Source organism: Micromonospora sp. NBC_00421 (assembly GCF_036017915.1).
GTDB lineage: Bacteria > Actinomycetota > Actinomycetes > Mycobacteriales > Micromonosporaceae > Micromonospora.
Genome location: NZ_CP107929.1, coordinates 6,598,395 through 6,620,620 on the forward strand (window position 1 = coordinate 6,598,395; position 22,226 = coordinate 6,620,620).

32 protein-coding genes are annotated in these 22,226 nt (G+C 70.1%); 29 read left to right on the top strand and 3 right to left on the bottom strand.

Annotated elements, in window-relative coordinates:
- The first annotated feature begins 1 nt into the window (after position 1).
- The 25 genes from rplP to truA all read left to right on the top strand — a co-directional run bounded on the left by rplP (position 2) and on the right by truA (position 15,179).
- The gene (rplP, locus tag OHQ87_RS28420) at positions 2–427 is read left to right on the top strand and encodes a 50S ribosomal protein L16 (protein ID WP_328342842.1); all 426 of its coding nucleotides are present in this window, start codon (positions 2–4) and stop codon (positions 425–427) included.
- Positions 427–663 (top strand): 50S ribosomal protein L29, encoded by a 237-nt coding sequence (gene rpmC / locus OHQ87_RS28425; RefSeq protein WP_013288628.1) that lies wholly within the window; start codon positions 427–429, stop codon positions 661–663. Before rplP ends, rpmC begins: the two co-directional genes overlap by 1 nt.
- The gene (gene rpsQ, locus OHQ87_RS28430) at positions 660–941 is read left to right on the top strand and encodes a 30S ribosomal protein S17 (RefSeq protein ID WP_067301434.1); all 282 of its coding nucleotides are present in this window, start codon (positions 660–662) and stop codon (positions 939–941) included. The genes rpmC and rpsQ overlap by 4 nt, the downstream gene beginning before the upstream one ends.
- A 100-nt stretch (positions 942–1,041) precedes the next feature.
- Positions 1,042–1,410 (top strand): 50S ribosomal protein L14, encoded by a 369-nt coding sequence (gene rplN / locus OHQ87_RS28435; protein ID WP_007465279.1) that lies wholly within the window; start codon positions 1,042–1,044, stop codon positions 1,408–1,410.
- Entirely contained in the window at positions 1,407–1,727 is a 321-nt protein-coding gene (rplX, locus tag OHQ87_RS28440; RefSeq protein ID WP_172898445.1) for a 50S ribosomal protein L24, read from the top strand. The genes rplN and rplX overlap by 4 nt, the downstream gene beginning before the upstream one ends.
- Positions 1,727–2,296, top strand: coding sequence for a 50S ribosomal protein L5 (rplE, locus tag OHQ87_RS28445; protein WP_091242008.1), 570 nt, complete (start codon positions 1,727–1,729; stop codon positions 2,294–2,296). The genes rplX and rplE overlap by 1 nt, the downstream gene beginning before the upstream one ends.
- Before the next feature lies 1 nt (position 2,297).
- The gene (locus OHQ87_RS28450) at positions 2,298–2,483 is read left to right on the top strand and encodes a type Z 30S ribosomal protein S14 (protein ID WP_007465272.1); all 186 of its coding nucleotides are present in this window, start codon (positions 2,298–2,300) and stop codon (positions 2,481–2,483) included.
- A 96-nt stretch (positions 2,484–2,579) separates the two neighbouring features.
- The gene (rpsH, locus tag OHQ87_RS28455) at positions 2,580–2,987 is read left to right on the top strand and encodes a 30S ribosomal protein S8 (protein ID WP_091242005.1); all 408 of its coding nucleotides are present in this window, start codon (positions 2,580–2,582) and stop codon (positions 2,985–2,987) included.
- Between the two features lie 16 nt (positions 2,988–3,003).
- Positions 3,004–3,546 carry a 50S ribosomal protein L6 gene (rplF, locus tag OHQ87_RS28460; protein WP_328342850.1) on the top strand — a complete coding sequence of 181 codons (543 nt, stop codon included), beginning with the start codon at positions 3,004–3,006 and terminating at the stop codon, positions 3,544–3,546.
- Complete coding sequence (gene rplR, locus OHQ87_RS28465; protein WP_091241997.1) at positions 3,543–3,932, top strand: 50S ribosomal protein L18; 390 nt, start codon at positions 3,543–3,545, stop codon at positions 3,930–3,932. The genes rplF and rplR overlap by 4 nt, the downstream gene beginning before the upstream one ends.
- A 33-nt stretch (positions 3,933–3,965) precedes the next feature.
- Positions 3,966–4,580, top strand: a complete 615-nt coding sequence (gene rpsE / locus OHQ87_RS28470; protein ID WP_089004147.1) for a 30S ribosomal protein S5 — start codon at positions 3,966–3,968, stop codon at positions 4,578–4,580.
- Positions 4,580–4,762 carry a 50S ribosomal protein L30 gene (gene rpmD, locus OHQ87_RS28475; RefSeq protein WP_067301451.1) on the top strand — a complete coding sequence of 61 codons (183 nt, stop codon included), beginning with the start codon at positions 4,580–4,582 and terminating at the stop codon, positions 4,760–4,762. Before rpsE ends, rpmD begins: the two co-directional genes overlap by 1 nt.
- Entirely contained in the window at positions 4,762–5,205 is a 444-nt protein-coding gene (gene rplO / locus OHQ87_RS28480; protein ID WP_328342857.1) for a 50S ribosomal protein L15, read from the top strand. The genes rpmD and rplO overlap by 1 nt, the downstream gene beginning before the upstream one ends.
- Positions 5,206–5,440: 235 nt before the next feature.
- Positions 5,441–6,769 carry a preprotein translocase subunit SecY gene (gene secY, locus OHQ87_RS28485; protein ID WP_328342859.1) on the top strand — a complete coding sequence of 443 codons (1,329 nt, stop codon included), beginning with the start codon at positions 5,441–5,443 and terminating at the stop codon, positions 6,767–6,769.
- Entirely contained in the window at positions 6,770–7,423 is a 654-nt protein-coding gene (locus OHQ87_RS28490; RefSeq protein WP_067301462.1) for an adenylate kinase, read from the top strand.
- Positions 7,424–7,519: 96 nt separating this feature from the next.
- Complete coding sequence (gene map, locus OHQ87_RS28495; protein WP_328342862.1) at positions 7,520–8,371, top strand: type I methionyl aminopeptidase; 852 nt, start codon at positions 7,520–7,522, stop codon at positions 8,369–8,371.
- Positions 8,372–9,397: 1,026 nt separating this feature from the next.
- The gene (locus tag OHQ87_RS28500; protein WP_328342864.1) at positions 9,398–10,021 is read left to right on the top strand and encodes a DUF1707 SHOCT-like domain-containing protein; all 624 of its coding nucleotides are present in this window, start codon (positions 9,398–9,400) and stop codon (positions 10,019–10,021) included.
- A gap of 316 nt (positions 10,022–10,337) precedes the next feature.
- Positions 10,338–10,559, top strand: a complete 222-nt coding sequence (infA, locus tag OHQ87_RS28505; protein ID WP_007073013.1) for a translation initiation factor IF-1 — start codon at positions 10,338–10,340, stop codon at positions 10,557–10,559.
- A 92-nt stretch (positions 10,560–10,651) separates the two neighbouring features.
- Positions 10,652–10,765 carry a 50S ribosomal protein L36 gene (gene rpmJ / locus OHQ87_RS28510; protein WP_043965539.1) on the top strand — a complete coding sequence of 38 codons (114 nt, stop codon included), beginning with the start codon at positions 10,652–10,654 and terminating at the stop codon, positions 10,763–10,765.
- Positions 10,766–11,030: 265 nt separating this feature from the next.
- Positions 11,031–11,411, top strand: coding sequence for a 30S ribosomal protein S13 (rpsM, locus tag OHQ87_RS28515; protein WP_091241981.1), 381 nt, complete (start codon positions 11,031–11,033; stop codon positions 11,409–11,411).
- An 88-nt stretch (positions 11,412–11,499) separates the two neighbouring features.
- The gene (gene rpsK / locus OHQ87_RS28520; RefSeq protein ID WP_030329919.1) at positions 11,500–11,907 is read left to right on the top strand and encodes a 30S ribosomal protein S11; all 408 of its coding nucleotides are present in this window, start codon (positions 11,500–11,502) and stop codon (positions 11,905–11,907) included.
- 14 nt (positions 11,908–11,921) lie between these two features.
- Positions 11,922–12,548 (top strand): 30S ribosomal protein S4, encoded by a 627-nt coding sequence (gene rpsD, locus OHQ87_RS28525; protein ID WP_067301470.1) that lies wholly within the window; start codon positions 11,922–11,924, stop codon positions 12,546–12,548.
- Between the two features lie 96 nt (positions 12,549–12,644).
- Positions 12,645–13,667 (top strand): DNA-directed RNA polymerase subunit alpha, encoded by a 1,023-nt coding sequence (locus tag OHQ87_RS28530; protein WP_007073009.1) that lies wholly within the window; start codon positions 12,645–12,647, stop codon positions 13,665–13,667.
- Positions 13,668–13,701: 34 nt separating this feature from the next.
- Positions 13,702–14,274, top strand: coding sequence for a 50S ribosomal protein L17 (gene rplQ / locus OHQ87_RS28535; protein WP_067301474.1), 573 nt, complete (start codon positions 13,702–13,704; stop codon positions 14,272–14,274).
- Positions 14,275–14,348: 74 nt separating this feature from the next.
- The gene (truA, locus tag OHQ87_RS28540) at positions 14,349–15,179 is read left to right on the top strand and encodes a tRNA pseudouridine(38-40) synthase TruA (RefSeq protein ID WP_328342870.1); all 831 of its coding nucleotides are present in this window, start codon (positions 14,349–14,351) and stop codon (positions 15,177–15,179) included.
- Between the two features lie 32 nt (positions 15,180–15,211).
- Here truA and OHQ87_RS28545 read toward each other — a convergent pair whose 3' ends face one another.
- Together OHQ87_RS28545 and OHQ87_RS28550 are read right to left on the bottom strand one after the other, a co-directional pair.
- Positions 15,212–16,024: a TrmH family RNA methyltransferase gene (locus OHQ87_RS28545; protein WP_328342872.1), complete on the bottom strand. Its 813-nt coding sequence runs from the start codon at positions 16,022–16,024 to the stop codon at positions 15,212–15,214.
- An 8-nt stretch (positions 16,025–16,032) separates the two neighbouring features.
- A complete protein-coding gene (locus tag OHQ87_RS28550; protein ID WP_328342874.1) occupies positions 16,033–16,842 on the bottom strand; it encodes a phytanoyl-CoA dioxygenase family protein in 810 nt (269 codons plus the stop codon).
- A 152-nt stretch (positions 16,843–16,994) separates the two neighbouring features.
- Between OHQ87_RS28550 and OHQ87_RS28555 the strand changes: the two genes are divergently transcribed.
- Positions 16,995–17,489 carry a GyrI-like domain-containing protein gene (locus OHQ87_RS28555; RefSeq protein ID WP_328342876.1) on the top strand — a complete coding sequence of 165 codons (495 nt, stop codon included), beginning with the start codon at positions 16,995–16,997 and terminating at the stop codon, positions 17,487–17,489.
- Between the two features lie 83 nt (positions 17,490–17,572).
- Here the strand turns inward: OHQ87_RS28555 and OHQ87_RS28560 are convergent, their stop codons facing one another.
- Positions 17,573–18,700, bottom strand: coding sequence for a hypothetical protein (locus OHQ87_RS28560; RefSeq protein ID WP_328342878.1), 1,128 nt, complete (start codon positions 18,698–18,700; stop codon positions 17,573–17,575).
- A gap of 146 nt (positions 18,701–18,846) precedes the next feature.
- Here OHQ87_RS28560 and OHQ87_RS28565 point away from each other — a divergent pair, with 146 nt between their 5' ends.
- From OHQ87_RS28565 to OHQ87_RS28575, 3 genes are all read left to right on the top strand, one after another.
- Entirely contained in the window at positions 18,847–19,452 is a 606-nt protein-coding gene (locus tag OHQ87_RS28565; protein WP_328342880.1) for a class I SAM-dependent methyltransferase, read from the top strand.
- Positions 19,453–19,493: 41 nt separating this feature from the next.
- Positions 19,494–21,173 carry an ABC-F family ATP-binding cassette domain-containing protein gene (locus OHQ87_RS28570; RefSeq protein ID WP_328342882.1) on the top strand — a complete coding sequence of 560 codons (1,680 nt, stop codon included), beginning with the start codon at positions 19,494–19,496 and terminating at the stop codon, positions 21,171–21,173.
- Positions 21,174–21,259: 86 nt separating this feature from the next.
- Positions 21,260–22,222 carry an aldo/keto reductase gene (locus OHQ87_RS28575; RefSeq protein ID WP_328342884.1) on the top strand — a complete coding sequence of 321 codons (963 nt, stop codon included), beginning with the start codon at positions 21,260–21,262 and terminating at the stop codon, positions 22,220–22,222.
- The last annotated feature ends 4 nt before the right edge of the window (positions 22,223–22,226 follow it).

Here is a 22,226-nt window from a genome sequence, read left to right on the forward strand (position 1 = left end):
GATGCTGATGCCGCGCAAGCCCCCGAAGGGCTTCCGCAAGCCGCACCACCCGGACCGCCACGGCGCGTCCAAGGGCGGTAACCGGGTGGTGTTCGGCGAGTTCGGGATCCAGGCTCTCGAGCCGGCGTACGTGACCAACCGGCAGATCGAGTCGGCACGTATCGCCATGACCCGGCACATCAAGCGTGGTGGCAAGGTCTGGATCACGGTCTTCCCGGACCAGGCCCTCACCAAGAAGCCGGCCGAGACCCGGATGGGTTCCGGTAAGGGCTCGCCCGAGTGGTGGGTCGCGAACGTCAAGCCGGGGCGGATTCTCTTCGAGATGTCGTTCCCCAACGAGCAGATCGCGCGAGAGGCGATGCGTCGCGCGATCCACAAACTCCCGATGAAGTGCCGCATTGTTACGCGCGAAGTGGGTGAATCCTGATGGCAGCGGGCGTCAAGCCTTCCGAGCTGCGTGAGCTCTCCGAGGAGGAGCTGGTCACGAAGTTGCGCGAGGCCAAGGCGGAGCTGTTCAACCTCCGCGTGCAGGCCGCCACCGGTCAGCTGGACAACAACCGGCGGTTGCAGGTCATCCGTCGGGAGATCGCCCGGATCTACACGATCATGCGTGAGCGCGAGCTGGGTCTCTCGGCCGCGCCGACTGAGGTGACTGCATCATGAGCGAGACCGAGAACACCACCGCCACCGTGCGGGCCCGCCGTAAGGTTCGTGAGGGCCTGGTGGTCAGCGACAAGATGGACAAGACCGTCGTGGTCGAGGTCGAGGACCGGGTCAAGCACGCGTTGTACGGCAAGATCATGCGTCGTACCCGCAAGCTGAAGGTCCACGACGAGCAGAACGCCGCCGGCATCGGTGACCGGGTTTCGATCATGGAGACCCGGCCGCTGTCCGCCACCAAGCGTTGGCGGATCGTGGAGATCCTCGAGAAGGCCAAGTAGCGAAGGCTCGAGCTCGGCCGGTTTCGGTCGGGCGCAGGTTCCGCCAGGCTCCGGCCGTCCGCGAGGGCGGCCGGAGAACCGGCAGACATAGGAGATAGACGTGATTCAGCAGGAGTCGCGACTGCGCGTCGCCGACAACACGGGTGCCCGGGAGATCCTGTGCATCCGGGTTCTCGGTGGCTCCGGTCGGCGCTACGCGAGCATCGGCGACGTCATCGTGGCCACCGTCAAGGACGCGATCCCGGGTGCCGGTGTCAAGAAGGGCGACGTCGTCAAGGCCGTCGTCGTCCGCACCGCCAAGGAGCGTCGGCGGCCGGACGGCTCGTACATCCGTTTCGACGAGAACGCCGCCGTCATCATCAAGGACGGCGGGGACCCGCGCGGCACCCGTATCTTCGGCCCGGTGGGCCGGGAGCTGCGGGACAAGCGGTTCATGAAGATCATTTCCCTCGCGCCGGAGGTGTTGTGACCGTGAAGGTCAAGAAGGGCGACACGGTCATCGTCATCGCCGGCAAGGACAAGGGCGCCAAGGGCAAGGTCATCGCGGCCTACCCGCGGCAGGACAAGGTCCTCGTCGAAGGCGTGAACCGGGTCAAGAAGCACACCCGTATCAGCACCACCCAGCGTGGCGCCAAGACCGGTGGCATCGTCACCCAGGAGGCCCCGATCCACGTCTCGAACGTGCAGGTCCTGGACTCCGACGGGAACCCGACCCGGGTCGGTTACCGGTTCGACGACAACGGCCAGAAGGTCCGCATCGCGCGTAGCACCGGTAAGGACCTGTGATGACCACGGCTACCGAAACCAAGACCCTGCCGCGCCTCAAGGAGCGGTACCGCAACGAGATCGTGGCCAAGCTGCAGGAGCAGCACAGCTTCGGCAACCCCATGCAGGTGCCGCGGCTGGTCAAGATCGTCGTCAACATGGGCGTCGGCGAGGCCGCTCGCGACGCCAAGCTGATCGACGGCGCCGTCCGCGATCTGGCCACGATCACCGGCCAGAAGCCGCAGGTGCGGCGGGCCACCAAGTCGATCGCGCAGTTCAAGCTGCGTGAGGGCATGCCGATCGGCGCGAAGGTCACCCTGCGCGGCGACCGGATGTGGGAGTTCCTGGACCGGCTGCTGTCGATCGCGCTGCCGCGTATCCGCGACTTCCGCGGCCTGGACGGGCGCAAGCTCGACGGGCACGGCAACTACACGTTCGGCCTGACCGAGCAGTCGGTGTTCCACGAGATCGACCAGGACCGGATCGATCGCCAGCGGGGCATGGACATCACGGTGGTCACGACCGCCACGACCGACGACGAGGGCCGGGCGCTGCTCAAGCTCCTGGGCTTCCCGTTCAAGGAGAACTGAGATGGCCAAGAAGGCGCTGATCATCAAGGCGGCTGCGAAGCCGAAGTTCTCGGTTCGCGCGTACACCCGCTGCCAGCGGTGCGGGCGTCCGAAGGCGGTCTACCGCAAGTTCGGTCTCTGCCGGGTCTGCATCCGGGAGATGGCCCACCGCGGTGAGCTGCCCGGCGTGTCCAAGGCTTCCTGGTAATAGCCCGGCGCGCTTCGGCGTGTCAGCTGAACTGTCTCTTCGCCGTAGGCCCCGGGCCGTGCCCGGGGAACCCCGGCGAGAAAGGTTGACGAATTCATGACGATGACCGACCCGATCGCAGACATGCTCACGCGTCTGCGTAACGCCAACCAGGCGTACCACGACCGGGTGACGATGCCCTACTCGAAGATCAAGGCGAACATCGCCGAGGTCCTCAAGGCCGAGGGTTACATCGCCACCTGGTCGGTCGAGGAGCCCGAAGAGGGTGCCGTCGGCAAGCGACTGGTCGTCGAGCTGAAGTACGGCCAGAGCCGCGAGCGCAGCCTGGCCGGCATCAAGCGCGTGTCCAAGCCCGGTCTCCGGGTGTACGCCAAGTCGGACGGGCTCCCGCGGGTGCTCGGCGGGCTGGGCGTGGCGATCATTTCGACGTCCCAGGGGCTGCTCACCGACCGGCAGGCCCGCAAGCGGAGCGTTGGCGGGGAAGTCCTCGCCTTCGTCTGGTAACGGGAGACAGGTAGAAATGTCGCGTATTGGACGTAAGTCGATCCCGGTGCCTTCCGGCGTCGACATCACGATCGAGGGCCAGACCGTCAAGGTCAAGGGTCCGAAGGGCGAGCTGGCGCACACGCTCGCCGAGCCGATCAGGGCAGAGCGGGGCGAGGACGGCCAGTTGCACGTCAACCGGCCGAACGACGAGCGCAAGGCCAAGGAGCTGCACGGCCTGAGCCGTACCCTGGTCGCCAACATGATCGTCGGGGTCACCGAGGGCTACCGTAAGAGCCTGGAGATCGCCGGCACCGGTTACCGGGTCACGGCCAAGGGCAAGGACCTCGAGTTCGCGCTCGGGTTCTCGCACCCGGTGCTGGTCCCCGCGCCGGACGGCATCACCTTCACGGTGGAGCGGCCGACCCTGTTCCACGTGGCCGGCATCGACAAGCAGCAGGTCGGTGAGGTCGCCGCCAACATCCGGAAGATCCGCCCGCCGGAGCCCTACAAGGGTAAGGGCGTCAAGTACCAGGGCGAGGTCATCCGCCGCAAGGCCGGAAAGGCAGGTAAGAAGTGAGCGCCACGCTGCTCAAGCGCCGCCGCGGCGTCGCCGCCAAGCGCGCCGTCGGCCGTGCGCGTCGACACTTCCGGGTCCGCAAGAACGTCAGCGGAACCGCCGAGCGTCCCCGCCTCGTGGTCACCCGTTCGCTGCGGCACATCGTCGCCCAGATCGTCGACGACACCAAGGGTCACACCCTGGCGTCGGCCTCGACCCTGGACGCGTCGCTGCGCGGTGCGGAGGGCGACAAGAGCGCCCTGGCCGGCAAGGTCGGCGGCCTGCTCGCCGAGCGGGCCAAGGCCGCCGGTGTGTCCAAGGTCGTCTTCGACCGCGGTGGCAACCGGTACGCGGGGCGGGTCGCCGCGCTCGCCGATGCCGCCCGCGAAGCCGGGCTCGAGTTCTAGAAACCCCGTCACGAGAGATAAGGAAGGCTGCTGATGCCAGGTCAACAGCGCCGTGGCGGCGGGTCCGGTGGCAACGAGGGTGGTCGCCGCGACAACCGCCGTGAGGGCGGCCGCGGAAACGCGCCCGTCGAGAAGACCCCGCACATCGAGCGGGTCGTCGCGATCAACCGCGTCGCCAAGGTCGTGAAGGGTGGTCGTCGCTTCAGCTTCACCGCCCTGGTGATCGTGGGCGACGGCGACGGTACGGTCGGCGTGGGCTACGGAAAGGCCAAGGAGGTGCCCGCGGCGATCGCCAAGGGTGTCGAGGAGGCCAAGAAGCACTTCTTCAAGGTGCCACGGATCGGTCAGTCGATCCCGCACCCGATCCAGGGTGAGGCCGCCGCCGGCGTCGTGCTGCTCAAGCCGGCGTCCGCCGGTACGGGTGTCATCGCCGGTGGCCCGGTGCGTGCCGTGCTGGAGTGCGCGGGCATCCACGACGTGCTCTCCAAGAGCCTCGGCTCGTCCAACCCGATCAACATCGTGCACGCCACGGTGGCGGCGCTGAAGGGGCTCGAGTCCCCGGAGGCTGTCGCGGCCCGTCGTGGCCTGCCGGTCGAGGACGTCGCGCCGGCCGCCATGCTGGCGTCGCGGGCGGGGGTGGCGTCCTGATGGCGCGCCTGAAGGTCACCCAGCTCCGGTCCGCGATCGGGAGGAAGCAGAACCAGCGGCACTCGCTGCGTTCGCTCGGCCTGAAGCGGATCAACGACGTGGTGGTCAAGGAGGACCGGCCCGAGATTCGGGGCATGATCTTCGCGGTCAGCCACCTCGTGAAGGTCGAGGAGGTCGAGTAATGACGATCAAGGTTCACCACCTGCGCCCCGCTCCGGGTGCCAAGACCGCGAAGACCCGGGTGGGTCGCGGTGAGGGCTCCAAGGGCAAGACCGCGGGTCGCGGTACCAAGGGCTCGAAGGCCCGCAAGAACATCTCGGCGGCGTTCGAGGGTGGGCAGATGCCCATCCACATGCGTCTTCCGAAGATGAAGGGCTTCAAGAACAAGTTCAAGGTCGTCTTCCAGGTGGTCAACCTGGACCGGCTCGCCGAACTGTTCCCCAACGGCGGTCAGGTCGGCCCGCTGGAGCTGGTCGAGGCCGGCGCGGTCCGCAAGGGCCACCCGGTCAAGATCCTCGGCACCGGCGATCTGGGCGGGGTGACCCTCCAGGTGTCGGCGCAGGCGTTCAGCGCCTCGGCCAAGGAGAAGATCGCCGCCGCCGGTGGCTCCGTCACCGAGCTGTAGGTCAGGCAATCCATGGCGCCCGCTCAGTTCTCAGTGACTGGGCGGGCGCCCTGGTCTCCCCGGAGCGTGTGCGCCGGGTAACATCGGATTTGGTTTATGTAGCCGGGCACACCTGCCCGGAGCGGGATCGGGCTGTTAGAGTCCCTTCCCAGCCATGGATATCGGGCACTCGCCCGGCACCCACCCCGACCCGCCAGGGACCACCACCGGGCGGCCCGCGCGCAGGAGGAAGAAGTTGCTGTCCGCCTTTCTCAGTGCGTTCCGTACGCCTGACCTGCGCAAGAAGCTGCTGTTCACAGTAGGCATCATCGCGGTCTACCGGCTCGGCGCTACGCTGCCCAGCCCCGGCGTCTCGTACGGCAACGTGCAGAAGTGTCTCGACAGTCTGCAGGGCCAGAACACGGGCGTGCTCAACCTGCTCGACCTGTTCTCCGGCGGCGCGCTGTTGCAGCTCTCGGTCTTCGCGCTGGGCATCATGCCCTACATCACCGCGTCGATCATCCTGCAGCTGCTGACGGTGGTCATCCCCCGACTGGAGCAGCTCCGCAAGGAGGGCCAGGCCGGCCAGGCGAAGATCACCCAGTACACCCGCTATCTGACCCTCGGTCTGGGCATCCTCCAGTCCTCGGCGTTCGTGGCGCTGGCCCGTTCCGGCCAGCTCTTCCAGAACCGCTGCGACCAGTTCCCGATCGTGCCCGAGGGCACCGGCATCCCGAACTGGCTGACCCTCGGCATCCTGGTCATGACGATGACCGCCGGCACCGGCATGGTGATGTGGCTCGGTGAGCTGATCACCGACCGCGGCGTCGGCAACGGCATGTCCGTCCTGATCTTCACCTCGATCGCTGCCCGGCTCCCCAGCGAAGGCTGGAAGATCAAGACCAACGAGGGCTGGGGCAAGTTCGTCCTGGTGCTCGCCCTGGTCCTGCTGGTCATCACCGCGGTCTGCTTCATCGAGCAGGCGCAGCGCCGCATCCCGGTGCAGTACGCCAAGCGGATGATCGGCCGGCGGATGTACGGCGGCACCTCCACCTACATCCCGTTGAAGGTGAACCAGGCCGGTGTCATCCCGGTCATCTTCGCCTCGTCGCTGCTCTACCTGCCGCAGCTGGCGCTCCAGTTCTTCGACCAGACCGACCCGGGCAAGACCCAGGCCTGGATCCAGAACAACATCGTGCAGGCCGACGCGCCGCTGCACATCGTGATCTACTTCCTGCTGATCATCTTCTTCACGTACTTCTACGTGTCGATCACGTTCAACCCGACCGAGGTCGCGGACAACATGAAGAAGTACGGCGGCTTCGTGCCGGGCATCCGCCCCGGCAAGCCGACCGCCGACTACCTCGACTTCATCCTCAGCCGGATCACCCTGCCGGGCGCGCTCTACCTGGGCATCGTGGCGGTCCTGCCGAACTTCTTCTTCATCTGGCTGAACAGCCAGCAGTTCCAGAACTTCCCGTTCGGCGGCACCGCTGTGCTCATCATGGTCGGCGTCGGTCTGGAGACCGTGAAGCAGATCGAGAGCCAACTCATGCAGCGGAACTACGAAGGGTTCCTGCGGTAGATGCGACTCGTTCTGGTTGGCCCGCCGGGCGCGGGCAAGGGCACACAGGCGGAGTTCGTCGCCGCACACCTCTCGGTGCCGAAGATCTCGACCGGTGACATCTTCCGGGCCAACGTCTCCCAGGGGACGCCTCTGGGAGTCGAGGCGAAGCGGTACATGGACGCGGGCAAGCTGGTCCCGGACGAGGTGACCATCAACATGGTCCGGGACCGGCTCGCCGAGCCGGACGCCTCCGAGGGCTTCCTGCTCGACGGCTTCCCGCGTACCACGCCGCAGGCCGCCGCGTTGGACAAGCTCCTCGCCGACCTGGGCACCGCGTTGGATCTGGTGCTGGAGCTGGTGGTCGACGACGACGAGGTGATCCGGCGGCTCTCCGGCCGGCGTACCTGCCGGGGCTGCGGCAAGATCTGGCACGTCGAGTTCGACGCGACCACCAAGGACGGCATCTGCGACAGGTGTGGCGCCGAGTTGTTCCAGCGCGACGACGACAAGCCGGAGACCATCGCGGCCCGACTGCGTGAGTATGCCGAGAAGACCGCACCGCTTGTCGACTACTACGGCGCCCAGAACAAACTGGTCGGGATCGACGCCACCGGGCCGGTGGAGGACGTCACGGTCCGCGCGATCGACGCGCTGCGCTCGTACGGCGGCTGACCTCGCGGCGGGACCCGGTGGATAGAGTGCGAACAGCGGGGTACGTCAGGTACCCCGCTGTTTCGCTGTGTGTCGGCAACGAAAGGTGATCGCTTCATGCGCCGTGCCCAGCTGGACATCCAGCTGAAGACCCCTGACCAGATCGACAAGATGCGGGCCGCCGGGCTGGTGGTCGCCGAGGCCCTGCGCCGGATGAGCGCGGCGGTCGCCCCCGGGGTGAGTACGGCCGACCTCGACGCCCTCGCCGAGGCGACCATCCGGGAGGCCGGGGCGGTCCCGTCGTTCAAGGGCTACCACGGCTTCCCCGGCTCGATCTGCTCGTCTGTCAACGAGCAGGTGGTGCACGCGATCCCGGCAGCCGACCAGGTGCTCCGCGAGGGTGACCTGATCTCGATCGACTGTGGCGCGGTGTTGGACGGCTGGCACGGCGACGCGGCGGTCACCGTCGGGGTGGGCGAGGTCGACCCGGCGCTGCTGAAGATGGCCTCGGTCGCCGAGGACGCCATGTGGGCCGGCATCGCCGCCGCCGCGCGAGGCGCCGCCAACGGCCGGGGGCGGCTCACCGACATCTCGCACGCGGTCGAGACCGCCGTCCGCAGGGGCGGCCGGTACGGCATCGTCGACGGCTACGGTGGGCACGGAATCGGCACCGAGATGCACCAGGACCCGCACGTGCTCAACCACGGTCGTCCCGGTAAGGGGCCGCGCCTGGTGCCCGGCATGGCGCTGGCGATCGAGCCGATGATCACGATGGGCTCGCCGCGTACCGTGGAGCTGTCCGACGGGTGGACCGTGGTCACCCGCGACCGGTCGGTGGCGGCGCACGTCGAGCATTCGATGGCGCTGCTGGAGGACGGGGTGTGGGTGCTCACCGCCTTCGACGGCGGTCGGGCCCGGCTCGGCGACCTGGTGACCGCCCGGCAGCAGGCCGACTCCCCGGCCGGCTGACCTCCGCTTATCCCCGGCCGCTTATCCCCGGCCACCTGACCCCGGTCCTTCCCGGTGACGGGGCCCGACCTCTTCCCGGCCGCAAGGTGCCCCTGGTCTGGTGGCTTCTCGAACGTCGCCCGCCCGCTCGGCGTCATGCGGCCGGGCTTTCCCAAGACCAGCCGGGTGCTCGACGACCAGCCCGGGTCTTCGACGACCAGCCCGGGTCTTCGACGACCAGCCCGGGTCTTCGACGACCAGCCGGGCTCTCGGCGACCAGAGCGGCGACTTCGAGTCGGTCACCGTCCGACGCCGATGTGCGTCGGTGCGGCACCCGTTGGTGTCAGACCGCGTCCGGTGTGGGCAGACGGCCCGGGTGTGGGCAGACCGGCGGGTGTTGCCAGATGGCCCTGATCGTGATCGACAGGTGTCCGGAGCGGCTGCGGATGGCCCGGGTGTGGCTAGAGCATGTCGGGCCCTTTAGACCTGATGACGTTAGCGATTCAGGCGTCAGGCGGGCCGTGAATCGGAAACGTCATCAGCTCCAAAGCGTCGGCGACATGTGTGGGTGGGGCGGAGGCGGCGCGACGACCGGGGCCGCAGCGGTACGGGTCGGCGGGCGGGGGGCCGGCACGGATCTGGGCCGGCGAGAGTATGGGCCGGCGTGGGCGTGGGCTGGCGTGGGCATTGGCGTGGGCTGGCGTGGGTGCGGGCTGGCGGGGGAATGAGCATGGGCCGGCGTGGGTGCGGGCCGGCATGGGACGGCATGGACATGGACGGGCGGGAGTGGGGGTGAGGTGGGGGTGGCGTGGGCAAGCGTGAGCGGGAGTGGGCGGGAGTGGGGGTGAGGCGGCGGGGAGTGGCGGCCCGCGTGGACATGGGCCCGCACGGAGACGAACTGGTGGGGTCGTAGGTCGGTGGGGTCGTGGGTGGTGGGGACACGATTCGGGTGGGGCCGTGGTTGGCGAGGACCGAGCCGGTGGCGGTGCCGGTCGGCGTCGCTGGACCCGGAGTGTCATGCTTGCCGGCATGGAGGGGCGGGATCGGATGAGGGCGGCTGACACCGACCGGGAGGCGACCGCGGAGCGGCTCCGGCTCGCCCTGGAGGAGGGCCGGCTCGATCTGCACGAGTACGACGAGCGCCTGCAGCGGACGTACGGGGCGAAGACCTACGCGGAACTGGACACGGTGCTGGCGGATCTGCCGGGACCGGCCTCCGCGCAGCGGTCCGCCCTGGCGCCGGTCGGTCCCGGCGCGGCCCCGGCGATACCGCCGGAGCCGGTCGGTCACGGCTCTGCGGCGGGTCCCGGGCAGGGTGCCACGACCGGGCAGGGTGCCACGACCGGGCAGCCGGTGGACGGGGAGCTGGCGGCCGGCGGACCGACCGGTGCCGTCTCCGGACGCTGGTTGGCCGAGGTGTGGGGGCCCTGGCTGCGGGTCGCGGCCATCCTGACCGCTATCTGGGCGATCTCCGCACTCGGCAGCCGGGACCTGCTGTTCTACTGGCCGGTATGGGCGCTCGGCCCGTGGGGGGTCGTGTTGCTCTTCCGTACCGCGGGTGGGTTCGCCACCGGGGCGCCTGCGCGGGACGTAGCCCGGCGGGACCGGCGGCGGGCGGGCCGGGCTGTCCGCCGGCGGGAACGCCGGGAGCGGCGCCGGCACGATCGCTGACGTCGAGCGGGGCCTGCTGTGGGTCGGGACGGGTGGGAACGTCGTCCCAGAACAGCCGGGCCGGCACGAGGCTCTCGGGGTGGGCCTGGTGTCCGTTTTCGTCCGAGTGGGTGACGCCACGGGTGGCCGGTTTGGCGACGGCCCGTAGGCGGGCGTAGACTTTCAGATCGGCGCACAGCGTCCACTCCGGCATGCCCACCCCGCGCTTCGGTGGGAGCTGGAGCCGCGGCTGGCGCGGGTCCCCGATGACCATCGGAAGACCCGTGTAAGACGTTGTGGGCCGTCCGGAGCAACCGACGTCAGGACAGCGGAGTACATGCCGAAAAAAGACGGAGCCATCGAGATCGAGGGTCGGGTCATCGAGCCTCTGCCGAACGCAATGTTCCGGGTGGAGCTCGCGAACGGCCATAAGGTGCTGGCTCACATCAGCGGCAAGATGCGGCAGCACTACATCCGCATCCTGCCGGAGGACCGGGTCGTCGTCGAACTCTCGCCGTACGACCTGACCCGCGGGCGCATCGTCTACCGCTACAAGTAAGCCTGACGGCGGCCGGGAAGTCCCCGTGTCCGTCTTCGACGTCCGGAGTCGCGGTCATCGCGTCGCCGGGCCAGATGGGAAGTAAGGCAACCGTGAAGGTCAAGCCGAGCGTCAAGAGGATCTGCAACAAGTGCCGGGTTATCCGCCGGCACGGCCGGGTCATGGTGATCTGCAGCGACCCGCGCCACAAGCAGCGCCAGGGCTGATCCGATCCCGCCTTCCGTGACTTACGGAGGGCGGCGGACCGGTCCGGGTCGCGCAGATCCGACGACAACACGTCACCAGCTCGTCCCAGCCGCGGAACGTACGCATGCGTATCTTCTCGTGGCCAACCCCCGGTCGGAGGCCGGGGCCCGCTCGGGCAGCGGCCGTCCGGTCGCCGGCGCATCTCGCGCCGGAGGCGGACAGGTCGGTAGCGGGATGGGACGGGTCCACACCTCCGCCACAACATCACGAGGAGTACGCCCGCACATGGCACGTCTAGTCGGCGTGGATCTCCCCCGCGAGAAGCGGATGGAGATCGCGCTCACCTACATCTTCGGGGTCGGTCGCACCCGTGCCCAGGAGACGCTCGCCGCCACCGGCATCTCGCCGGACAAGCGCGCTCGGGACCTCACGGACGAGGAGCTGGTCCAGCTCCGCGACCACATCGAGTCGAACTACAAGGTTGAAGGCGACCTGCGCCGCGAGGTCGCCGCTGACATCCGCCGCAAGGTCGAGATCGGCTGCTACGCCGGCATCCGGCACCGCCGGGGCCTGCCCGTGCGTGGCCAGCGGACGCGGACCAACGCCCGCACCCGCAAGGGCCCGAAGCGGACCGTCGCCGGCAAGAAGAAGCCCGGCAAGAAGTAAGACGTAGACCGGAATACGGGTCTGGGTCCGCCGAGCTAGGCCAGGCCGCAACCTGTATCGGGAAGTCAACTAGGAGCGCAGAAGACTTATGCCACCGAAGGCTCGTGCCGGAGCCGCTGTCAAGAAGGTCCGGCGCAAGGAACGCAAGAACGTCGCCCACGGGCAGGCGCACATCAAGAGCACCTTCAACAACACCATCGTGTCCATCACGGACCCGACCGGTGCGGTCATCTCCTGGGCCTCCGCCGGCCAGGTGGGCTTCAAGGGCTCCCGCAAGTCGACCCCGTTCGCCGCGCAGCTGGCCGCCGAGGCCGCCGCGCGTCGGGCGATGGAGCACGGCATGCGCAAGGTCGACGTGTTCGTCAAGGGCCCCGGCTCCGGCCGGGAAACCGCCATCCGCTCGCTGCAGGCCGTCGGGCTGGAGGTCGGCCAGATCGCCGACGTCACCCCGCAGCCGCACAACGGGTGCCGTCCGCCGAAGCGTCGTCGGGTCTGAGAGGTTAGAGAGAGATGGCTCGTTACACCGGTGCTGACTGCCGCCGTTGCCGGCGGGAGAAGATGAAGCTGTTCCTCAAGGGCAGCAAGTGCGATGGTCCGAAGTGCCCGTTCGAGTCCCGGCCGTTCCCGCCCGGGCAGCACGGTCGTGGCCGCACGAAGGAGACGGAGTACCTGCTCCAGCTCCGCGAGAAGCAGAAGGCCCGCCGCGTGTACGGCGTGCTGGAGAAGCAGTTCCGCGGTTACTACGAGGAGGCGGTGGCCAAGCAGGCCAAGACCGGTGAGGTCCTCCTGCAGATCCTCGAGTCGCGCCTCGACAACGTGGTCTACCGGGCCGGTTACGCGCACTCGCGGGACATGGCCCGCCAGCTTGTCAAGCACGGTCACTTCACCGTGAACGGCAAGAAGGTCGACATCCCGTCGTACCGGGTCAAGGAGCACGACATCATCGAGGTCCGGGGCAAGAGCAAGGAGCTCACCCCGTTCATCGTGGCGCAGGCCCAGGCCGGCTCGAAGACGGTTCCGGCGTGGCTGGAGGCGATCCCGAGCCAGATGAAGGTCCTGGTGCACTCGCTCCCGGCCCGTCAGGTGATCGACACCCAGGTCCAGGAACAGCTGATCGTCGAGCTCTACTCCAAGTAAGGGCTCGTTGCGGTGGCCCGTCCTCCGGGGCGGGCCACCGGAACGGTTTGTGTCGTGGGCGTCATATAGCGGGCGCCCCGGAAGAGAAGAGAAGAAATGCTCATCAGCCAGCGACCGTCTCTCTCCGAAGAGTCGATCAACGAGACCCGCTCCCGGTTCACCATCGAGCCGCTGGAGCCCGGCTTCGGCTACACCCTGGGCAACTCGCTGCGGCGTACGCTGCTGTCGTCCATCCCGGGTGCCGCGGTCACCTCGATCAAGATCGACGGTGTGCTGCACGAGTTCACCACGATCCCCGGGGTCAAGGAGGACGTGGTCGAGCTCGTCATGAACATCAAGGAGCTCTGCGTCAGCTCCGAGCACGACGAGCCGGTCAGCATGTACCTGCGCAAGCAGGGTCCGGGCGACGTCACCGCGGGCGACATCCAGCCCCCGGCCGGCGTCTCGGTGCACAACCCCGACCTCAAGCTCGCCACCCTCAACGGCAAGGGCCGGCTCGACATGGAGCTGACCGTCGAGCGGGGTCGCGGCTACGTGACGGCGGCGCAGAACAAGCAGGCCGGCGCCGAGATCGGCCGGATCCCGGTCGACTCGATCTACTCGCCGGTGCTGAAGGTGACGTACCGCGTCGAGGCGACCCGCGTCGAGCAGCGGACCGACTTCGACCGGCTGATCATCGACGTCGAGACCAAGCCGTCGATGGGCCCGCGTACCGCGCTGGCCTCCGCCGGTTCGACGCTGGTGGAGCTCTTCGGGCTGGCCCGGGAGCTGGACGAGACCGCCGAGGGCATCGACATCGGGCCGTCCCCGCAGGACGCCCAGCTGGCGGCGGACCTGGCCCTGCCGATCGAGGAGTTGGACCTCACCGTCCGCTCCTACAACTGCCTCAAGCGCGAGGGCATCAACTCCGTTGGTGAGCTGATCGGGCGTACCGAGGCCGACCTCCTCGACATCCGGAACTTCGGTCAGAAGTCGATCGACGAGGTCAAGATGAAGCTCGCCGGGATGGGTCTGGGGCTGAAGGACTCGGCCCCGAACTTCGACCCGGCACACGTCGTGGACGCCTTCGGTGAGGCCGACTACGACACCGACGACTATCGCGAGACCGAGCAGCTCTAGTCCGCGCTGCCGCCACACCTGAGGAGCACCAAGCATGCCCACGCCCACCAAGGGCCCCCGCCTCGGCGGCAGCCCCGCGCACGAGCGGCTGATGCTGGCCAACCTGGCCACCGCGCTGTTCCAGCACGGCAAGATCCAGACCACCGAGACGAAGGCCCGGCGGCTGCGTCCGCTGGCCGAGCAGCTCATCACCAAGGCCAAGCGGGGCGACCTCGCCTCCCGTCGTCGGGTGCTGGGCGTCGTCAAGGACAAGGACGTGGTCTACTCCCTGTTCGACCAGATCGCGCCCCGGTACGCCAACCGCAACGGTGGTTACACCCGGATCGTGAAGACCGGTCCGCGCAAGGGTGACGCCGCTCCGATGGCGATCATCGAGCTGGTCGAGGAGCTTCAGGTCGCCGAGCCCAAGGCGAACAAGAAGACCGCCGCCCGCAAGAGCGCCCAGCAGGACAAGGTCGAGGCGCTCGCCCCGGCCGAGGAGACCCCGGCGGCCCCGGCCGACCAGGACTCCGAGGCGCCGGTCTCGGCGTCCGGTGACACCGCCGCCGCCCGCGAGGACAGCGACGAGGCCACCGAGACCAACGAGGCCACCGAGAACAAGGCCTGAGCACCGGCAGCATCGTCGGGCCCGGCATCCCTTCCTGGGGTGCCGGGCCCGACGCCGTCGAGGGGAGGTACGAGGTGGACGAGCGGATCCGGCTGCGGCTGGACGTCTCGTACGACGGCACCGACTTCTCCGGCTGGGCCGTCCAGCCGACCCGGCGCACAGTGGCCGGGGTGCTGGTCGAGACAATGGACCTGGTGCTCGGGGCGGGCACCGTTACCGGGTTGACAGTGGCCGGCCGGACGGACGCCGGGGTGCACGCCGCCGGCCAGGTCTGCCACCTCGACCTGCCCGGCGGCGTCTGGCGGGAGCATCGGGGACGGCTGCTGCGCCGGCTTGCCCGGCTGCTCCCCGGCGACGTACGGGTCCGGGCGATGACCGAGGTGCCTGTCGACTTCGACGCCCGCTTCTCGGCGACCTTCCGCCGCTACGAGTACCGGGTGACCGACGCCCCATGGGGCGCCGAGCCGCTGCGTCGGCGGGACATCCTCGCCTGGCCCCGCCCGCTGGACCTGGTCGCGTTGCAGGCGGCGGCGACCGGCCTGGTCGGGGAGCACGACTTCGCCGCGTACTGCCGGCGCAAGGAGAACGCCACCACGCTGCGTGAGGTGACCCGGCTGGACTGGCGGCGGGACCCGGACGGCATCCTGGTCGCCACCGTGCAGGCCGACGCGTTCTGCCAGGCGATGGTGCGCAGCCTGGTGGGGGCGATGCTGACCGCCGGGGACGGTCGACGCCCGGTCGACTGGCCGGGTGGCCTGCTCGCCCGGCGGGAGCGGTCCAGCGAGGTGACAGTCGCGCCGGCGCACGGGTTGACCCTGGTCGCCGTCGGTTACCCGGACGACCCGGCCGAGTACGCCCGCCGCGCCGACCGGACCCGCCGGCTACGCCTTCCCGTGGAGTCCTAGCCCGGTCAGCCCACCGCAGCGTCGCGGTTGCGCTACCGGCGGGCGGCAGCGTTGCGCTGGCGTGCCGACTCGTAGAGCACGACGGTAGCGGCGGCCGCCGCGTTCAGGGAGCTGGCGGCCCCGGACATCGGGACCCGGATGAGCTGGTCGCAGGCTTCACGCCAGCCGACGCTGAGACCGGTGGTCTCGTTGCCGATCAGGGTCAGCGTGGGTTGCGTGAAGTCGTACTCGGCGGCATCAAGTGCGGCGTGCTCATCGGTACCCGCGATGCCGATGCGGATACCGTCGGCGCGCACGTCGGCGACCCAGGACAGCACGGCCTGGTGCGAGGGCGCCCTGACCACGGGCAGCGCGAACACCGAGCCGGTGCTCGCCCGCACCGCCTTCGGGTCGTACACATCGGCGGCATGGCCGGTGACGATGACGCCGGACGCGCCGAAGGCGTCTGCGGACCGGATGAGTGTCCCGATGTTGCCGGGGCTGGTGGGCCGGTCGAACACGACGGTGAGCATGGTCGGTCCGGTCGGGATGCGGCACAGGTCGTCCTCCGGTAGGGCGACCACGGCCAGCAGCTCCGGAACCGTGTCCGCCTTGCCGCCCAGCTCATGCATCAGGTCGGGGGAGACGGCGTACCTCTCGGCCTGGACGGTGTCCAGGGCTCCGCGTGCCCAGTCGGACAACTGGACGTCGGCGTCGTGGAGCAGCTCCCGGACCTGCCAGCCGTGTTCGATGGCCATGGTGATCGGGCGTACGCCCTGCACGAGGAATTCGCCGCGACGCTGCCGCTTGGTCCGGTTGCGGAGCAGAGCCTCCCACTGCTGAAATCGCGCGTTGCGGCCACTCACCCGCCCCCTCACCGTTGTCCCCGCCTTCCCGGTACCTCAGGAGCGGGGGTGTCCTGCCCGAGTCCTCGGCGGATCGCGATCTCCACGGGCGAGTACGCACCGTCGGCCCGTTCCAGCTCGTACGGTGCCGCCGGCATCAGCGGCGGCTGGGCCATGAAGCGCGGCCGCGTCCCGTGGTGCGGTTGCGCCGCGTGCACCAGGAACGGATGGCAGAGGAAGACGTCCCCCGGAGAGCCGGTGGCCAGGGCGAGTGGCCGGTGGTCCGACGCCGCCACCAGCTCGGGCGCGAGGTCGAGCCCGCTCGCCCCGTCCTCCCCGTACCTCTCCAGCACGTTCGGCACGTCGAGGTGTGAGCCGACCCGGATCCGGGTCGGAGCGTCCTCTGCGCCGACCTCGCTGAACAGGAACAACATCAGCAGCGCCCGGCCCTGGGAGCGAACATTCGTGAAGTACCAGCTCGCACCCTCCGGCAGATAGCTGCCCTCGATGTGCCAGCCCGCGTCTTCCGGCTCGTCCCGGTGCGGGAAGCGCAACGGGAACGTGCCCAGTGAGTAGCGCGGCTCCCAGCGTCCCGCGCCGACGAGCAGGTCGTACGCGTGATGGAGGAACGGAGAATTGGGTGCGGCGGCGAACGGCCCCTGCGCCATGCCGGGCACCCAGTGCACGGGCTGCGTCCAGGTGGCGGGGTCGTCCGGATCGCAGCCGGTCTCCCGCCACAGCAGCCGCGCGCAGTCGGCGGCCACGCGCGGCGCGACGGCGCCCGCCAACTTCACGAAGCCGTCGCGAAGGAACCGGGATACCAGTGTCGTGTCGTCCATGCCCCCATCGTGTGGTGGCACCGCTCCCGACCGCCCGACACCTTCCGCTCCGCTTCCGTCGGGTACGCCGCATCAGCGCCGGTCACGATACGGAGGCACTGTCGCCCAGCACCACGGCCCAGGTTCCGCCCACTGCCGAAGGGAACGAACGCATGGAAACCCGCATCGTCGACCGTCCCGCATTCCGGCTCGTGGGGCATGCTGCCCGGGTTCCCCTGATCCACCGAGGCGTCAACCCGTACGTCCAGCAGCACATCGCGGCGCTGCCGGCTGAGGAGCACCTGCGCTTGAAGACACTCGGCGACGTTGAGCCGGGCGGCCTGCTCGCGGTCTGCGACGACCTCGACGCGGACTACGGCGAGGGCAGTGAGTTGACCTACCTGCACGGGGTCGCCGTGTCCCCGAGCACGCCGGTCCCGGCCGACCTCGACGTCATCGAGGTCCCGGCGGGCCGCTGGGTGGTCATCCGGGCTGTGGGGTCGCATCCGCGGATCCTGCAGCAGACCTGGGCCGCGGTCGCAACCGAGTGGTTTCCCTTCACCCCGTGGCGCCTGCGGCCGGGCCCGGAGATCGTCGCGGTGCCCAAACCGGCGGACGCCCCCCGCACCACGACACGCGAACTCTGGCTGCCCGTCGAGCCGGCGTAGCGACCGGTCCCGCTGTCGGGGCCGAGCCGGCAGTTCAGGAGACGGAGACCCGGACAGGACGGCCGGGCCTCCGCCAGCGGGTGTCAGTCGCCGGGTAGCTCGTCGGTGTCCGGGTCGTCGCGGCGCGGGGTGGCGGACGGGGTTGCGGTCTTCGATTCTCCGGCGCGCGGGGTGGCCGAGCGCCCGGTGGTCTTCGGATCGGGTTGGTCCACGCTGACGCCGCCCGCCCGGCGGTCCAGCACGCCCTTGTCGAGATGCAGTTCGACCAGGTCGTAGATGATCTCGCGGATGCCGGGGTCACCTGCCGGGACGGCACCGCCGTCCTCCCGGGTCACCAGGCAGTAGGCGACGTAGTGGCCGCGTACCTGCCAGGCGACGCGGGCGGCGGCGGTGGCGATGGACTCGGTGTCGTCCCCCGTGGGCATGCCCCGGAACCGGCCCCGCCGGTCGTCGAGCAGCGGCCGGATCCGGTCCCGGACACGCTGGGCGGTGGCCAGGTCGGTCAGGTTGAACAGGCCGGCGGTGACCAGGTGGTCGTCGTCCGGGGAGCGCAGCGTGGCCCGGACCACCTGGCTGCAGCCGAGGGTGACAAGCAGATCGGCGATCTCACCGGTGGCCGCGACGGCGCAACTGCCGCTGGACTGGGTCTTGAGCACCTGGTACTCGTGCCGGTCGGCGCCGACGACCAGTTTCTTGTCCGGGAAGACCTCCTTGACCGTCAACGGCTGCCGGTCGGTGCCCCGGGAGTCCAGCGGGCCGGCGGCGACCGGGGCGGCGGTGCTCGGCGGCGCGGTCGGCGTGGCCTGCCCGTTCTGCGCCGGGTCGTCGGTGGAGGTGCGGTCGATGAGCAGGACGGCTCCGCCGAGTCCGCAGAGGCCGAACAGCATCAGCACGGCGGCCCCACCGACGACGACCTGCCAGAGCCGGCCACCCCGACCGTCACCGGTGCGGCGGGACCGGGGGCCGTCCGATGCGGACGTGTGGGTGTGACCGTGGGCACCCGTGGGCGGCACCTGGACGGAGGAGCGGACCGGGACGGGGTCGGCGGCCGGGAGGGCCGGCCGGTTGGCCCGGGGCAGTGAGGGGGCCGGGAAGCGGGACGGGGAGGGTCCGGCCGGTGCGGTCGGGGCGGGCTGGAACAGCGGTAGATCCGCCCCGGGCTGCGGGTTCTCCTCAAACGCGTCCTCAGCGGACTCGTACCGATATACCATGTCGCTCAGAGTAGGGTTCATCGCCTCTTTAGGTGATAAAACCGGGAAAAGTGTACGTGGGCGCGTCGAATCCACTTCGCCGTTCGCCGGCAGGCTGGCGGCGGGCTGGCGGCGGGCTGGCGGCGGGCTGGTGGAAGAATGCCCCGGTGACCGGCGACCACTACTTCACCCCGGAGCCCAGCGCCCCGGCCCGCCCCCGCGAGGTCGAGTTCCACGTCGCCGGGCGTGACTACGCGCTGGCCTCCGCCAGCGGCGTCTTCTCCGCCGCCCGGCTCGACCCCGGCACCGCCGTTCTGCTGCGCAAGGCCGACCTGCCGACCGCCGCGACCGGCGGCCACCTGCTCGACATCGGCTCCGGGTTCGGGCCGATCAGCTGCGTGCTGGCCGACCTCGCCCCGACCGCCACCGTGTGGGCGGTCGACGTCAACGAGCGGGCCCGTGCGTTGACCGCCGCGAACGCCGCCCGGATCGACGCCGCCGACCGGGTACGCGCGGTCGCCCCGGACGAGGTGCCGGCCGACGTCACCTTCACCCAGGTCTGGTCCAACCCGCCGATCCACATCGGCAAGCCCGAGCTGCACGGGCTGCTGCGCCACTGGCTGCCCCGGCTCGCCCCGGACGGTGTCGGCTGGCTGGTGGTGGCCCGGCACCTAGGCGGCGACTCGCTGCACCGCTGGCTGTCCGACGAGGGCTTCGCGGTGACCCGGCACGCCGGCCAGAAGGGCTACCGGGTGCTGCGGGTCACCCGGTAATCCGGTGTCGCCCGGCCCCGCGCCTCGGGCAGGATGCCGGCGTGGGATACGTGGACGTGGCAGCGGTCGGGCACATCCTCCCGGACGGTCGGGAGCTCTTCTCCGACGTGTCGTTCCGGGTCGGTGAGGGTGCCAAGGTCGCCCTGGTCGGGCCGAACGGCGCCGGCAAGACGACGCTGCTGCGGATGGTCGCCGGTGACCTGCCGGTGCGCACCGGCGCGATCGCCCGCTCCGGTGGGCTCGGGGTGATGCGGCAGTTCATCGGCATGATCGGCGACGAGTCGACGCTTGCCGACCTGGCCCTGTCGCTGGCCCCGCCGGCGCTGCGCGACGCCGGTCGCCGGCTCGCCGACACCGAGCAGGCCATGCGGGCGGCCGAGCTGCGTGGCAAGTACAGCACCGCCGCCGGCAAGGCCCAGCTGGCGTACGCGGACGCGCTTGCCGCCTGGGGCGAGGCCGGCGGGTACGACGCCGAGGTGCTCTTCGACACCGTCACCACCACCGTGCTCGACCTGCCCTGGGACGCGTCCCGGGACCGGCCGGTGCGGACCCTCTCCGGGGGCCAGCAGAAGCGCTTCGCCCTGGAGCTGCTGCTGCGCGGCACCGAGGAGGTGCTGCTGCTCGACGAGCCGGACAACTTCCTCGACGTGCCCGGCAAACGCTGGCTGGAGCAGCGGCTGCGCGAGTCCGCCAAGTCGGTGCTGTACGTCTCGCACGACCGGGAGCTGCTGGCGCACACCGCCGACCGGGTGGTCGCCGTGGAAGGGGGCAGCGCATGGGTGCACCCGGGCGGCTTCGCCAGCTGGCACGAGGCCCGGACGGCCCGGCACGCCCGCCTCGACGAGCTGCGCCGCCGCTGGGACGAGGAGCACCAGAAGCTGCGTGAGCTGATGCTGATGTACAAGCAGAAGGCCGCCTACAACGACGGGTTGGCCTCCCGCTACCAGGCCGCGCAGACCCGGTTGCGCAAGTTCGAGGAGGCCGGGCCGCCGCCCGTACCGCCGAAGGACCAGGACATCCGGATGCGGCTGGCCGGCGGGCGGACCGGCAAGCGCGCGGTGATCTGCGAGCAGCTTGAGCTCGACGGCCTGACCTACCCCTTCGACCTGGAGCTGTGGTACGGCGACCGGGTGGCGGTGCTCGGTGCCAACGGCACCGGCAAGTCGCACTTCCTGCGCCTGCTGGCCCGGGGCGGCACCGACCCCGACCCGGCCAACGGCCCGGTCGACGGGGCCGCCGCACTCGCCCCGGTGGCCCACGGCGGAGCGGTCCGGCTCGGCGCCCGGGTCCGGCCGGGGCACTTCTCGCAGACCCACGACCGGCCGGAGCTGATGGCGAAGACCCTGGTCGAGGCGCTGTGGCGGGGCGACGAGCACCGGCAGGGGATGGACCGGCACGCGGCGATGGCGGCGTTGAGCCGCTACGAGCTGGCCGGTCAGGGAGACCAACGTTTCGGCACCCTGTCCGGCGGTCAGCAGGCCCGGTTCCTGGTGCTGCTGCTGGAGCTGTCCGGGGCCACCCTGCTGCTGCTCGACGAGCCGACCGACAACCTCGACCTGGCCTCGGCCGAGGCGTTGGAGGCGGGGATGGCCGCGTTCGCCGGGACGGTGGTCGCGGTCACCCACGACCGCTGGTTCACCCGCTCGTTCGACCGCTTCGTGCTGTTCCGGGGCGACGGCGACGTGGTGGAGACCCCGGAGCCGGTCTGGGACGTGGGCTGAGCCACCCGCATGGACCGTGAGGGGCCGACCACGCCTGGTCATCGGGCGGGGTCGTCGCCGGTCGGGGCCGGTCCGGCCGGCATAGGGTGGATCCCGTGACTGAGATGACCTACCGCCGGCTGGGCGACTCCGGGCTCGTGGTGTCCGTGGTCGGCATCGGCTGCAACAACTTCGGCCGCAAGCTCGACCTCGACGGCACCCGGGCGGTGGTCGACGCCGCGCTCGACGCCGGGATCACCTTCTTCGACACCGCCGACATCTACGGCGAGCCGCCGGGTGGCTCCGAGGAGCTGCTCGGGCAGGCCCTCAAGGGTCGGCGGGACGACGTGGTGCTGGCAACCAAGTTCGGCATGTCGATGGGCGGCCGCAACGGCCGCGACTTCGGGGTGCGCGGCTCCCGGCGGTACGTCGTACGGGCCGTCGAGGCGTCACTGCGCCGGCTCGGCACCGACCACATCGACCTCTACCAGCTGCACGAGCCCGACCCGGACACCCCGGTCGACGAGACGCTCGCCGCGCTGGACGACCTGGTCCGCGCCGGCAAGGTGCGCTACCTGGGCAACTCCAACTTCTCCGGTTGGCAGATCGCCGACGCCGACTGGACGGCGAAGACCCGGGGGCTGACCCGGTTCGTCAGCGCGCAGAACCACTACAACCTGCTGCACCGGGACGCCGAGGTGGAGATCGTCCCGGCCTGCGAGCGCTTCGGCCTGGGTCTGCTGCCGTTCTTCCCGCTGGCCAACGGGCTGCTCACCGGCAAGTACCAGCGTAACGCCGCCCCGCCCGCCGGCAGCCGCCTCTCCGGCGGTGGCCGGTACGCCGAGCGGCTGGCCGCCGCCCGCTGGGACACCATCGAGGCGCTGGAGTCGTACGCGTCGCAGCGGGGGCTCAGCCTGCTCCAGGTCGCCATCGGCGGGCTGGCCGCCCGGCCTGCGGTGGCCTCCGTCATCGCCGGGGCGACCACCCCCGAGCAGGTGCGGGCGAACGCTGCCGCCGGCACCTGGCAGCCCACCGACGCCGACCTCGACGCCCTGGACGCCCTGCTCTGACGGT